At 64.4% G+C, this 13,195-nt stretch carries 12 protein-coding genes; 9 read left to right on the top strand and 3 right to left on the bottom strand.

Going from position 1 to position 13,195, the window contains the following annotated elements:
* Nucleotides 1–114: 114 nt before the first annotated feature.
* The 6 genes from pcaF (at nucleotide 115) to AC0L3P_RS18995 (ending at nucleotide 6,762) form a co-directional block, all read left to right on the top strand.
* Nucleotides 115–1,323, top strand: a complete 1,209-nt coding sequence (pcaF, locus tag AC0L3P_RS19020) for a 3-oxoadipyl-CoA thiolase (RefSeq protein ID WP_354064568.1) — start codon at nucleotides 115–117, stop codon at nucleotides 1,321–1,323.
* A 122-nt stretch (nucleotides 1,324–1,445) separates the two neighbouring features.
* A complete protein-coding gene (locus tag AC0L3P_RS19015) occupies nucleotides 1,446–2,339 on the top strand; it encodes a dioxygenase family protein (RefSeq protein ID WP_473303919.1) in 894 nt (297 codons plus the stop codon).
* 91 nt (nucleotides 2,340–2,430) lie between these two features.
* Nucleotides 2,431–3,132 (top strand): protocatechuate 3,4-dioxygenase subunit beta, encoded by a 702-nt coding sequence (gene pcaH / locus AC0L3P_RS19010; RefSeq protein ID WP_473303917.1) that lies wholly within the window; start codon nucleotides 2,431–2,433, stop codon nucleotides 3,130–3,132.
* On the top strand, nucleotides 3,133–3,723 hold the full coding sequence (gene pcaG, locus AC0L3P_RS19005) for a protocatechuate 3,4-dioxygenase subunit alpha (RefSeq protein WP_473303915.1): 591 nt from the start codon (nucleotides 3,133–3,135) through the stop codon (nucleotides 3,721–3,723).
* A 207-nt stretch (nucleotides 3,724–3,930) separates the two neighbouring features.
* A complete protein-coding gene (locus AC0L3P_RS19000; protein ID WP_473303911.1) occupies nucleotides 3,931–5,622 on the top strand; it encodes a methyl-accepting chemotaxis protein in 1,692 nt (563 codons plus the stop codon).
* A 75-nt stretch (nucleotides 5,623–5,697) separates the two neighbouring features.
* The gene (locus AC0L3P_RS18995; protein WP_473304079.1) at nucleotides 5,698–6,762 is read left to right on the top strand and encodes a phosphotransferase; all 1,065 of its coding nucleotides are present in this window, start codon (nucleotides 5,698–5,700) and stop codon (nucleotides 6,760–6,762) included.
* A 32-nt stretch (nucleotides 6,763–6,794) separates the two neighbouring features.
* On the opposite strand, the gene AC0L3P_RS18990 is transcribed toward AC0L3P_RS18995, so the two are convergent.
* The 3 genes from AC0L3P_RS18990 to AC0L3P_RS18980 are packed head-to-tail and all read right to left on the bottom strand — an operon-like array spanning nucleotide 6,795 to nucleotide 10,018.
* Nucleotides 6,795–8,351 (bottom strand): MDR family MFS transporter, encoded by a 1,557-nt coding sequence (locus tag AC0L3P_RS18990; RefSeq protein WP_473303909.1) that lies wholly within the window; start codon nucleotides 8,349–8,351, stop codon nucleotides 6,795–6,797.
* Between the two features lie 16 nt (nucleotides 8,352–8,367).
* Nucleotides 8,368–9,543 (bottom strand): HlyD family secretion protein, encoded by a 1,176-nt coding sequence (locus tag AC0L3P_RS18985; protein WP_473303907.1) that lies wholly within the window; start codon nucleotides 9,541–9,543, stop codon nucleotides 8,368–8,370.
* Entirely contained in the window at nucleotides 9,536–10,018 is a 483-nt protein-coding gene (locus AC0L3P_RS18980; protein ID WP_354205917.1) for a MarR family winged helix-turn-helix transcriptional regulator, read from the bottom strand. Before AC0L3P_RS18980 ends, AC0L3P_RS18985 begins: the two co-directional genes overlap by 8 nt.
* 157 nt (nucleotides 10,019–10,175) lie before the next feature.
* Between AC0L3P_RS18980 and AC0L3P_RS18975 the strand changes: the two genes are divergently transcribed.
* The 3 genes from AC0L3P_RS18975 to ispG are packed head-to-tail and all read left to right on the top strand — an operon-like array spanning nucleotide 10,176 to nucleotide 12,956.
* Nucleotides 10,176–10,670, top strand: coding sequence for a Fur family transcriptional regulator (locus AC0L3P_RS18975; protein WP_007598132.1), 495 nt, complete (start codon nucleotides 10,176–10,178; stop codon nucleotides 10,668–10,670).
* A gap of 36 nt (nucleotides 10,671–10,706) precedes the next feature.
* The gene (locus tag AC0L3P_RS18970) at nucleotides 10,707–11,660 is read left to right on the top strand and encodes a DMT family transporter (RefSeq protein ID WP_007615962.1); all 954 of its coding nucleotides are present in this window, start codon (nucleotides 10,707–10,709) and stop codon (nucleotides 11,658–11,660) included.
* Nucleotides 11,661–11,672: 12 nt separating this feature from the next.
* Entirely contained in the window at nucleotides 11,673–12,956 is a 1,284-nt protein-coding gene (gene ispG / locus AC0L3P_RS18965) for a flavodoxin-dependent (E)-4-hydroxy-3-methylbut-2-enyl-diphosphate synthase (RefSeq protein WP_354205920.1), read from the top strand.
* Nucleotides 12,957–13,195: the final 239 nt, after the last annotated feature.

The following is a 13,195-nucleotide window of genomic DNA, read 5'->3' as shown; positions in this document are numbered from 1 at the left end:
CGCACCCCCAGGAACACGCGCGTATCGGTCAATTGACCTGCCGCGGGCGCCCTCCTAAAACTCCGTCGACATTGAAGAATTTAGGCCGGATCGCGGCATTCAGGGAGAATAACGATGCGTGACGTCTTTATCTGCGATGCCGTGCGGACCCCGATCGGCCGTTTCGGCGGCTCGCTCGCCAAGGTGCGTGCCGACGACCTTGCGGCGGCCCCGATCAAGGCGCTGATGGCCAAGCATCCCAATCTCGATTGGGCAGAGGTTGACGAGGTCTTCTTCGGCTGTGCCAACCAGGCCGGCGAGGACAACCGCAACGTGGCACGCATGGCGCTCCTGCTGGCGGGCCTGCCGGATTCGGTGCCGGGCCAGACCCTGAACCGGCTCTGTGCCTCCGGTCTCGATGCGGTCGGTGCCGCCGGCCGCGCCATCCGTTCCGGCGAGATCGAGCTTGCGATTGCCGGCGGCGTCGAATCCATGACGCGCGCGCCCTTCGTGATGGGCAAGGCGCAGGAAGCGTTCTCGCGCTCGGCTGAGATATTCGACACCACGATCGGCTGGCGATTCATCAATCCGCTGCTGAAGGCGCAGTATGGCGTCGACGCGATGCCCGAGACCGGCGAGAACGTCGCCGAGGAATTCCAGGTCTCGCGCGCCGATCAGGACGCCTTCGCAATCCGCTCGCAGCAGCGCGCGGGCGCCGCGATCGCGGCCGGCTATTTCGCCGAAGAGATCATCCCGATCACCATTCCCGGCGGCAAGGCCGGCCCTGTTACCGTCGACAAGGACGAGCATCCGCGTCCCGAGACCACGCTGGAAGCGCTGACGAAGCTCAGGCCGATCGTGCGCAATCCCGGCACGGTGACCGCCGGCAACGCCTCCGGCGTCAATGACGGCGCCGCCGCGATGATCCTGGCGTCCGAGGCCGCCGTGAAGAAGCACGGCCTGACGCCGCGCGCGCGCATCCTCGGCCTCGCGTCGGCCGGCGTGCCGCCGCGCATCATGGGCATCGGTCCGGTGCCGGCCACCCGCAAGCTGATGGAGCGTCTCGGCAAGAAAATCAGCGATTTCGACCTGATCGAGCTCAACGAAGCCTTTGCCTCGCAGGGTATCGCCTGCATGCGCCAGCTCGGCGTTGCCGACGATGCCGATTTCGTCAATCCGCACGGCGGCGCGATCGCACTCGGTCATCCCCTCGGCATGAGCGGCGCGCGCCTCGCGCTCACCGCCGTGCACGGCATGGAAAAGCGCGGCGGCAAGCTGGCGCTCGCCACCATGTGCGTCGGCGTCGGTCAGGGCGTTGCCGTCGCGATCGAGAAGCTGAATTGACCGGACGCCCCAGACTCGTCATGCCCGGGCTTGTCCCGGGCATCCACGTTCTTGGTGCCGCGAGAAGAAGGTCGTGGATGGCCGGACAAGCCCGGCCATGACGCAAGGTGAGGGAGCATCCCATGATCATTGCGGGCGAGCAGGACGTCACGGCGGCGGCATTGGCGGTGATGGAGCAGACATCCGATCCCCGGCTGCGCCAGATCATGGTCTCTCTGGTCAAGCATCTGCACGGTTTTGTTCGCGACGTTCGCCTGACCGAGAAGGAATTCCGCGACGCCACGGCTGTCATCGCCGAGCTCGGCAAGCTCTCGACCGATACGCATAACGAGGTCGTGCTGATGGCAGGCTCACTCGGCGTCTCGCCGCTGGTATGCCTGCTGAACAATGGCGATGAGGGCAACACGGAAACCGACCAGTCGCTGCTCGGACCGTTCTGGCGGCTGAACTCGCCGCGGGTGGAAAATGGCGGATCGATCGTCCGCTCCGAGACGCCGGGGGCGCCGCTGTTCGTCAACGGCCGCGTCGTAGACAAGGACGGCCGTCCCGTCGCCGGCGCCGAGGTCGACGTCTGGCACGCCTCGCCGGTTGGTCTCTATGAAAACCAGGACCCCGAGCAGGCCGACATGAACCTGCGCGGCAAGTTTACGACCGACCAGGACGGAGCCTTCTCTTTCCGCTCCGTGATGATGGTCGGCTATCCCATTCCGGCCGACGGCGTGGTCGGCCGGCTCCTGGAGGCGCAGAGCCGGCATCCCTATCGTCCCGCGCACCTGCACGCCCTGGTCTTTAAGCCCGGATTCAAGGTGTTGATCTCGCAGGTCTACGACCCCGCCGATCCGCATATCGACAGCGATGTGCAGTTCGGCGTGACGAAGGCCCTGATCGGCAAGTTCCTGCGCCATGACACGCCACATCCGACCGAGCGCGACGTCGCGACGCCCTGGTATTCGCTCGACCATGTGTACCGGCTCGAAGCCGGTGAGGCCGTCCTGCCGCGTCCGCCGATCAAATAGGGCTCAAAGCCGCTTCCCCCAATTAGTTATATCCTATAATGATTGGCGGAAGCGTTGACCGGTCGAAAAAGGACCGGGGAGGAGTTCGCCAATGACATTCATCTATCCCGTCGACAGCAACACGGCGCATCCGTTGCCGCTGTCGGCCGAGTACAAGAGCTCGATCAAGCGCGCGCCGAACAAGCCCTTGATCCCGATGCGCCATACGCTGTCGGAGCTGACCGGCCCGGTCTACGGCCACGAGACCGTGCGCGAGGGCGACAGTGACCTCACCACCCAACACACCGGCGAGCCGCTCGGCGAACGCATCATCGTGCACGGCCATGTGCGCGATGAAGACGGCCGCGGCGTGCCGAACTCGCTGGTCGAGATCTGGCAGGCCAATTCCTGCGGCCGTTACGTTCACGTCCGCGACCAGCATCCGGCTCCGCTCGATCCGAACTTTACGGGCGCCGGCCGCACCGTGAGCGACGCCTCTGGTTACTATCGCTTTGTCACGATCAAGCCTGGCGCCTATCCCTGGGGCAACCATCATAACGCCTGGCGTCCCGCACACATCCACCTCTCGGTGTTCGGCCATTCCTTCGTCACGCGCCTCGTGACGCAGATGTACTTCCCGGCCGATCCGCTGTTCCCGTTCGATCCGATCTTCAATTCGGTGCCGGACGAGAAGGCGCGGGCGCGGATGGTGTCGTCGTTCGATCTCGAGAACACTCAGCCCGAATGGGCGCTGTGCTACCGCTTTGACGTCGTGCTGCGCGGCAAGAACGCCACCCCTATGGAGAACCATTAAGTGCAGGACAATGGGATCACGCCGTCACAGACTGTCGGCCCGTTCTTCAAATACGGCCTGACGCCGACTGGCGAGTATGCCTGGAACGATGCGTTCACCAACTCGACCCTGACGCCCGACGTCACCGGCGATCGCGTCCGGATCGAGGGCCGCGTGTTCGACGGCGATGGCGTCGTTGTGCCCGATGTCATGCTGGAGATCTGGCAGGCCGACGCGCAGGGGCGCTTCGCCGATCCGCAGGACAAGCGCGCGCTGCCGAATGCGAGCTTCCGTGGCTTTGCCCGCTGCGGCACCGACAAGGACGGCAATTATTCCTTCGAAACCATCAAGCCGGGCGTGGTGCCCGATCCCGACGGCAAGCCGCAGGCACCGCATATCCTGCTTGCGGTGTTTGGTCGCGGCATGCTGCGGCATCTCTATACCCGCATCTATTTCAGCGACGAGGCCGGTAATGCCGCCGATCCCGTGCTGGCGGTGGTGCCCGCCGACCGTCGCGCTACGCTGACGGCCGTGCGCGAGGCCGGCAAGCCGGTGTACCGGCTCGACCTGCGGCTTCAGGGCGACAACGAGACGGTGTTTTTCGACGTGTGAGCCCAGCCTCGTCCCGGACAGGCGGAGCGCCGATCCGGGACGACAGCGGAGGACGGGCCTGATTTCGCTGCCCGAAACCGTTCACCTGACGCCGTTTCCCGTAGTTTTTCGGAGTTCGCGCGATGCAATTTCCGCGCGATGCAATCCCGTGTTTACCGTAATCCTTTAGGGTCCGTTGGATTCGGCGCCGCCCCATTGGATTGTTCCATGAAAATTCGCCTTTCGCTTTCTTCCGCAATCATTGCTTTCGGCGTCGTTCTGGCCCTCGGCTTCACCGCCGTGGTCTCCACCAGCCTCTACGCCTTGAAAGAGCTCAAGGTCGGCGGTCCGCTCTATTCCGACATCAAGCTGGGCAACGATCTCATCGCCGACATCCTGCCGCCGCCGGAATATGTGATCGAGGCCTATCTTGAGGCCACTCTCGCCATGCGCGAGCCCGACCAGCTGGCGGCCCATGGCGAACGCCTGGTCCAGCTCCGCAAGGATTACGACGAGCGCAAGGCATTCTGGGTCGCCTCCAGCCTCTCGGCCGACCTGAAGACGGCCCTGGTGTCGAAATCCGACGGCGAGGTGCAGAAGTTCTGGAAGCTGTTGTCCGACCAGCTCCTCCCCGCCCTCAAGGCCAAGGACCCGGTCGCCTCCGAGCGCGCCTACGCGCAGCTCAAGGACGCCTACACCGCGCATCGCGCCGTCATCGACAGCATCGTCGAGAGCGCCAACAAGCAGAATGCCGACATGGAGAAGCTGGCCGCGGACCGCGACAGCTCCATGCTTTATATCCTCCTCGGCGTTTCCGCCGCCGTCCTCGCCTTCACTGCGGTGGGCCTGCTCGGCGTCGCCCTCGGCGTGGTGCGCCCGATCGTGCGCATGACGAGCGCCATGCAAAAGCTCGCGACCGGCGATCTCGCCGCTGACATTCCTTTCGCGCACCGGCGGGACGAGGTCGGCTCGATGGCGGGCGCGCTCCTGGTGTTCAAGCAAGCGGCGGTCGAGAATTCCCGCCTGCGCGAGGAGCAATTGCAGAAGGATCAGGAGGCGGCGCTCGCCAAGCGCGGGGCCCTGCACCAGATGGCTGAAACCGTCGAGCGCGAGACCGGCCGCTCGGTCGACACCGCGAGCGCGGCGACGCAAGGCGTGGAGCGTGCCGCCTCCAGTCTGTCCGAGATCGCAAAGTCGCTCTCGACACAGTCGCAGGCGGTCGCAGCCGCGTCCACCCAGGCCCTCGGCAGCTCGCAGACCGTCTCGGCCGCAGCTGAAGAACTCAGTGCTTCGATCCGAGAGATCGCAACCCAGGTCGCGCGGACCAGCACGGTTACGAAGTCCGCGGTCGCCGGTCGTGAACAGGCGCGCTCGACCATCCAGGCGCTGGCCGGATCGGTGAAGAAGATCGCCGAGGTCTCCGACCTCATCGGCGGCATCGCCGGCCAGACCAATCTGCTGGCACTCAACGCCACGATCGAGGCGGCGCGCGCCGGGGAAGCCGGCCGTGGCTTCGCGGTGGTCGCCGCCGAAGTGAAATCCCTCTCCGACCAGACCGCCAAATCCACCGAGGAGATCGCGCGGCTGATTGCCGAGATCCAGGCCTCAACCCAGGCCGCGGTCGATGCCGTCGAAACCATGGGCGGCCACATCGTCGAGATCGACGGCGTCGCCACCTCGGTTGCCGCGGCGATGGAAGAGCAGGACGCCGCGACCCGCGAGATCACGCGGTCGATCTCCGAATCGGCCTCCGCGGCCAAGGAGGTCTCGGCCAAGATCGGTGATGTCAGCCGCGACGCCGCCTCCGTGAACGAGCGCGCCGCCGAGGTCAGGCAGGCGATCGCCGGCATGGCGGCCAATCTCGAACAGCTCCGGTCGGTTGTCGTCAGGACCGTGCGCGACTCGACCGCTGCGGCTTGATTCGGCTGCTGAGGCCGCTGGCGCCCGGCAGCGCGGTTGTGCAGAATGGAGCAACGCGACGGGGGTCGGGCGCTCATGACAGATATACGATTGCCGGAGGTGGCGGACGCGGCAAATCTCACCGCGGCGCTGCGCAAGGCCGGCGCATTGGACGCCGGTGCCGTGCGCGAGGTCAAGGTACTGCATGAGCGCGACACGGTCGTGTCGCATATCACCCGACTCGGCCTGCGCTATGTCGGGGAATCCGCCGGGTCGCCGCAGTCACTGATTCTCAAGACGCCGCATGCTGCGTTCGCCAAGCCGCTGGCAAATGCCGGTCGCCACGAGGTGGCCTACTACACACAGCTTGCACCCAGAATGCCCGCGCAGTTGGTGCCGCGCTGCTTTGACGGGAACTTCGACGAGGAGAGCCTCGCCTGGCATCTCCTGCTGGAGGATCTCACCGATAGCCACGAGATCGCGACCCAATGGCCGCTGCCGCCATCGCGCGGTCAGGCGATGGCCATCGTCGCCGTGCTCGCGCGCTGGCATGCGGCGTGGTGGGACCATGCTGGTCTCGGCGAGACCGCCGGGGTCTGGGCGAGCACCGACGATACGGCCGAGCATATGGAAACGTTCGCATCCCATTACGACCGGTTCGCCGATCAGCTCGGCGATCGTCTCAGTGAAGAGCGCCGCACGCTCTACCGCCGCTTCATCGATCAGTCCGACAGGATGTCATTGCGCTACCACTCGCACCGTCACCTCACCGTCACCCATGGCGATGCCCATATCTGGAATTTTCTGCTGCCGCGTGCCGGCGTGTCCGACACTGTCCGCATCTTCGACTTCGACCTGTGGGATATCAACGTGCCGACCCACGACCTCGCCTACATGATGGCGCTGCACTGGTATCCGGAACGCCGGCAGGCGTTCGAACGCCTTCTGCTCAACCATTACCACGACACGCTGATCGCGCACGGCGTCAGCGGCTATACGCGCGGCGCGCTCGATCGGGATTATCGCTGGTCGGTGCTCTGGCACATCACCAAGCCGGTCCGACAATGGAGCATCAACATCCCGCCTGTGATCTGGTGGAATAATCTGGAACGGGTGATGATGGCGGTCGAAGATCTGGGCTGCGAGGAGTTGTTGGGGTAGGGACGCGCAACACCTTCGCCGGGACGACGGTATCACTCCATCACCGCATGTTCCGGCCCGGCCGCCTGCTTGCGCAGGGTGGCCTTGGTCGAGCCGATCAGCAGGGCGAGCGGGATGGTGCAGAGGATGAAGAACATCACCAGCTCGTAGTCGTGCGCGAAGGCGATGATCTGCGCCTGCACGCTGACCATGCGATCGGCCATGGCGCGGCCGGCGTCGGTCGAGAGATTGATCATGCCGCTGACGCTGGGCATCTGGAGCGCATGGTTGAACGGGTTGATGTGCTCGGACAGGATCGCGTAGGTCCGCCGCGTGCCCTGTGTCAGCTGGGCGATGACGACGGAAATGCCCACCGAGCTCGCGACGTTGCGCATCAGGGTCAGCATCGCGGTGCCGTCGGTGCGCAGCTCATTCGACAAGGTCAGGAACGCCACCGTCGATAGCGGCACGAAGACGAGGCCGAAGCCGAAGCCCTGGATGACACTGACGGTCACGATCTCCGGCACCTGGGTCAAATCGGTCCAGCCGGTCATCTGGAACAGCGAGCCCGCGGTCAGCGTCAGGCCCGTGATGATCAGCGTGCGGGCCTCGACATAACGCATCATGCGGCCGACCAGCATCATGGCGAAGAAGGTGCCGAAGCCACGGCTCGCCAGCAGCAGGCCCGCGGTGATGATGGGATAGCCGATCACGTTCTGCATATAGGGCGAGGCCAGCGCCATGGTCGAGAACAGCACGAGCCCCATCACGACCATGAACATGCAGCCGGTGACGAAGTTGCGATCCCTGAAGAGCGCGAAGCGGATGAACGGCGTCGAGGTCGTGAAGGAATGCGCGATGAAGAAGTAAAAGGCGACGGCCGAGACGATGAACTCCGCAAGGATCTCACCCGATTCGAGCCAGCCCAATTGCTCGCCGCGGTCGAGCGCGAGCTGAAGCGAGCCGATCGCGACCGCCAGCGCCGCGAAGCCGAACCAGTCGAACTTGAGGCTGAGATCCTTCCGGGTCTCGTCCATGAAGATGATCAGCCCGATCACGGTGATGGCGCCGAACGGCAAATTGACGAAGAACACCCAGTGCCAGGAATAAGTCTCGGTCAGCCAGGCGCCGAGTGATGGACCCATGATCGGCCCCATCATCACGCCCATGCCCCAGATCGACATCGCTTTGGCGCGTTCTTGCAGCGTGTAATAGTCGAGCATCACCGATTGCGACAACGGCACCAGGGCCGCGCCGAACACGCCCTGCAGCAGGCGGAAAAGCACCATCTGGTTGATGTCCTGCGCAAGCCCGCACAGCACCGATGCCATGGTGAAGCCGGCCGAGCAGATGATGAAGATGCGCTTGCGGCCGAAGCGGTTGGCGATCCAGCCCACCGGAGCCGTCATGATCGCGGCGGCGACGATGTAGGAGGTCAGCACCCAGTTGATCTGGTCCTGCGAGGCCGACAGCGTGCCCTGCATATAGGGCAGGGCGACGTTGGCGATGGTGGTGTCCAGCGCCTGCATGATGGTTGCCGTCATGGCGCAGATCGTCACCATGTTCCGGCGCAGGCCGGGAACCATCAAATGGGCATTGGGGCCGGACATCGGATCAGTCCTTGTCTCAGTCTTTGTCCGAATCTTTGTCTTGGCTCGCGGTCGCCGACAGGCCGAGCAGGCCGGCGAGCGAGCGCTTGTGGCCGGTGTCGATGGTGGCGTAGACGCTCATGCCGGCCTTCAGCTTGCGCACGTATTTGTCGGTCTCATCGAAATAAATGCGGATCGGCACGCGCTGCACCACCTTGACGAAATTGCCGCTGGCGTTCTGCGGCGGCAGGATCGCGAATTGCGCGCCGGTGCCGGGCGAGAGCGAGCCGATCTTGCCCTTGAAGACATGGTTCGGGAACGCGTCGACCTCGAGCGTGACCGGCTGTCCTTCGGTGACGAAGGTGAGGTCGCTCTCCTTCGGATTGGCGTCGACCCAGGGATGGGCGACGTCGATGATGGAGAACACCGGCGTGCCGGCGGCGACGTAGCGGCCGAGCTGGATCTGCTCCACCTGTGTTGCCACGCCATCCATCGGCGCGCGGAGCACGGTGTGGTCGAGGTTGCGCTGGGCATCGTCCAGCTTGGCTTTCGCCTGCGCGTAGGCGGGGAATTGCTCCAGCGGCAACTCGGGATTGCCGAGCAATTGCGTCCTGGCATTGGAGAGTTGCTGCTTGATGTATTGCGCCTGCGCGCCGGCGGTAACCAGTGCGTTCGAGGCGTTGTCGAGATCGAGCTGCGAGCCGTAATTGTTCTTCACCAGCGACTGCTTGCGCTCGACGTCGCGCTGTTTCAGGTCCATGCCCTGCTGGGCGAGATTGAGCATGTCGCCGTAGATCTTGATGTTGGCAACGAGATTGTCATAGGTGATGCGGGCTTGGGCGAGTTGCGCTTTGGCTTCTTCCAACGCATGACGAAACGGAGCGGGGTCGATCTCGAACAGCTCGTCGCCGTGCTTGACGATCTGGCCTTCCTTGACGACGACCTTCTGGATTTTGCCGGAGATATCGGGCGTCACCAGCACCTTCTGCGCGCCGACATAAGCATCGTCGGTGCCGACATAGCGGCCGCCATTGAGATAGAAAGTGAAGCCGGCGACCGCGACGACGACCGGCAGCACGACCAGGAGCAGCACGCGGCGATAGCGGCGCAGGCCCGCCAACAGGCGGCGGCGCGGATTGGTGCCGGCTTTCTTGGTGGGCTTGCCGCCGTCGATTTTCTGCTCGGGCTGGAACTTGAGAACCTGATCAGCCATAGCGCTGCTCCTTACGCGCTTGCTCCGCTCCGCTGGTCTGGATCGCGGTACGCACGTTTTCCTTGATTGTTTCGAGTTGGGTGAGGAGCCGGTGGGCGTCCGCGGGAGTGATGCCGTCGAGCGCGTTGGCCGTGAGCTCGGACTTCAGCCCGCTCATCCGCCCGAGCAACTGCCGCCCGGCCTTCTTCAGGTACAGCCGCTTGACGCGGCGGTCCGAAGGATCGTTGCGTCGCTCGATCCAGTCGCTGTCACAGAGTTTGTCGATCAGGCGTGTCAGCGTGATCGGCTGCACTTCGAGAAGCTCGGCGAGTTCCGACTGCTTCATGCCTTCGCTGCGCTCGACCTTGGCGAGCACCGCCCATTGTGCGCGGGTGATGCCGAAGCGCGAGGCTTCCTTGTCGGCATAGACCCGGAGCAGGCGATAGAGCTCGGCGAGCGTAAACAGGAAATTCTGGTCCACGGGGCCTGGGCTCATGAGCTTGGTCTCCAATAAGCTTGGAATATAATAAGCAAGCTTATGATTATTTCATGGCGGGTTTGCGGGATACTGTCCCGCAGCAAGAGCATGGCTGATCGCCGCATCGCCGGTCCTGCTTTGGGTTCCCCTTTCGAAATGCTAGAACGCCGGTCGCATGACGCTCGCAAAACCTGCATTTCCCGCACCCGACCACGATCACGGCCGCTGCACCGCGGATGCGCTGGCGCATGCCGAGGCCGTCTGCGGAGAGCGCGCGCAGAAATTCACGCCGATACGCCGCCATGTATTGGGGGCGCTGCTCTCGAGCCACCGCCCGCTCGGCGCCTATGAGGTGATCGACGAGCTGGCGAAATCGATGCCGCGGCCGGCGCCGATTACGGTGTATCGTGCTCTCGATTTTCTGATGGCCAACGGCCTTGTGCACCGCATCGAAAGCCGCAACGCGTATCTCGCCTGCGCCGCTCACGACCACGATGCGACCTCGGCGGTGACGTTCCTGATCTGCGAGCGCTGTGGCTTGGTCGGTGAGATTCCGTCGGCGTCCTTCGCCAAGGACCTCAACGCCGCCGCGCGCAGCTCAGGCTTCGCTCCCAAATTGTCCGTGGTGGAAATCACGGGCGTTTGTGCGCATTGTCAGAAAGCTGCATAGAGCAACAACGGCGCAAAGCCGGTTTTTCAGGAAGAAATGTCCTCACCTCAAGCCATACCGTCCGCCGGTCGTCCCCTTAGTGCCGGCGCCATTGCCCTGATGCTCATGCTGTGCCTGACCTGGGGGTTCAACCAGATCGCGGTGAAGCTGGTGCTGCCGGACATTCCGCCGATGCTTCAGGCCACGTTCCGCTCGATGGGCGCGCTGCCGGTGCTGTTCATCATCGGCAGCTTGCGCGGCGTTAAATTCTTCGAACGCGATGGCACCTGGAAGCCGGGCGTGATCGCCGGACTGATGTTCGGCATCGAGTTCGTGCTGATCTTCCAGGGCCTGCGCTTCACACCGGCGTCGCGGGCGGTCGTGTTCCTCTACACCGCGCCGTTCTTCGTCGCGCTCGGCTCCTACCAGGTGCTTGGCGAGCGACTTGGCGGGACGCAATGGCTGGGGCTCGCCATCAGCTTTGCCGGCGTCGCACTCGCGATCGGGGTGCCGCAGCCCAATGTCGATTCGCATGTTCTGCTCGGCGACCTCATGATCGTCGGCGGCGCCGCGCTGTGGGCGGCGACCACGCTGGTTGCCAAGGGCACCCGGCTGCGGTTCGCCGCGCCCGAGAAGGCGCTGGGCTATCAGGTCGCGACGTCGATCCCGATCCTCGGGCTGGCCGCCTGGCTGTTCGGGGAGACCATCCCCCACACCCCGTCGCCGCTGTCGCTGGGCCTGATGGCCTTCCAGGCGATCTGGGTCGTGGGAACCACGTTCACGCTTTGGTTCGCACTGGTGAAGACCTATTCGGCCAGCAAATTGTCGGCTTTTACCTTCATCACCCCTTTGTTTGGCGTGGTGGGTAGCTATTTCATCATGCACGACACGCTGAACCTGACATTCGGGGCTGCCGCCGTCCTTGTCATTGCTGGGCTTTTTCTGGTTAACCGTCCCAGTCAATCCGCTGCGGCGCCGCGCGATGCATTGCTGAACGTCACCAAAACCTGATATTTGGACGCCATGAACAAGCTCGAAAACACCATCGATTCCGACATTGCGGGCCCCGCGCCCCGGCACAAGACCACCCAGGTCAAGGTCGGCGACGTCGCCGTCGGCGGCGGTGCGCCGATCGTCGTGCAGTCGATGACCAACACCGACACCGCCGATATCGACGGCACCATCGCCCAGGTCGCAGCGCTCGCCCGCGCCGGCTCCGAAATGGTCCGCATCACCGTGGACCGCGAGGAGGCCGCCGCCGCCGTCCCGCACATCCGCGACGGCCTGCTCAAACGCGGCATCACCACGCCGCTGATCGGCGACTTTCACTATATCGGCCACAAACTGCTCGCGGCCTATCCGGCCTGCGCCGAGGCGCTCGCCAAATATCGCATCAATCCCGGCAATGTCGGCTTCAAGGACAAGCGCGACACCCAGTTCGGCGACATCATCGAGATCGCCAACAAGAACAACAAGCCGGTGCGCATCGGCGCCAATTGGGGTTCGCTCGACCAGGAGCTGCTGACCAGGCTGATGGATGAGAACACCGCCTCGGCCAATCCGCGCGATGCGCGCGCGGTGATGCGCGAAGCCATGGTGCAGTCGGCGCTGCTCTCGGCGGCGCGCGCCGAAGAGCTCGGCATGCCCAAGAACCGCATCATCCTGTCGGCCAAGGTCTCGGCGGTGCAGGATCTGATCGCGGTCTACGAGGTTCTCGCCAGCCGTTCCGACTACGCGATCCATCTCGGCCTGACCGAGGCCGGCATGGGCACCAAGGGCATCGTGGCGTCCTCGGCCGCGCTTGGCATCCTGTTGCAGCAGGGCATCGGCGACACCATCCGGATCTCGCTGACGCCGGAGCCCGGCGGCGACCGCACCCGCGAGGTGCAGGTCGGTCAGGAGCTCTTGCAGACGATGGGCTTCCGCACCTTCGTGCCGCTGGTTGCGGCGTGCCCCGGCTGTGGCCGCACGACTTCGACCACATTCCAGGAGCTGGCCAGCTCGATCCAGGGTTTCATCCGCGACGAGATGCCGACGTGGAAGACGAAATATCCCGGCGTGGAAGAGCTCAACGTCGCGGTGATGGGCTGCATCGTCAACGGCCCCGGCGAATCCAAGCACGCCAATATCGGCATCTCGCTGCCGGGTACGGGCGAGGCGCCGGCTGCCCCGGTGTTCGTCGACGGCAAGAAGTTCCGCACCCTGCGCGGCCCGACCATCTCCGCCGACTTCAAGGCGCTCGTGATCGAGTACATCGAGCAGCGCTACGGCCAGGGCGCCAAGGTGCCGGTGACCGCGGCGGAGTAGGCTTACTTCGCTCGCGCCTCGTACTGAGCTGTCGTCCCGGCGGAGGCCGGGACCCATAACCACAGGATTGGTGGTTAGAACGAGCTGTCACTCCGGGTTTTCGCAAACCAGCTCCTGTGGTTATGGGTCCCGGATCTGCGCTTCGCTTGTCCGGGACGACGAGCAGTGTTTGCGATGCAGATTGCACATCCCCAACCGCGCGCTACCATGCCCCCAATCAAGAGCGATCGGGAGACACG

The organism is Bradyrhizobium sp. WSM4874 (assembly GCF_055811835.1).
The sequence above is the reverse complement of the archived record's forward strand: the minus strand, read 5'-3'. Positions and strand labels throughout refer to the sequence as shown.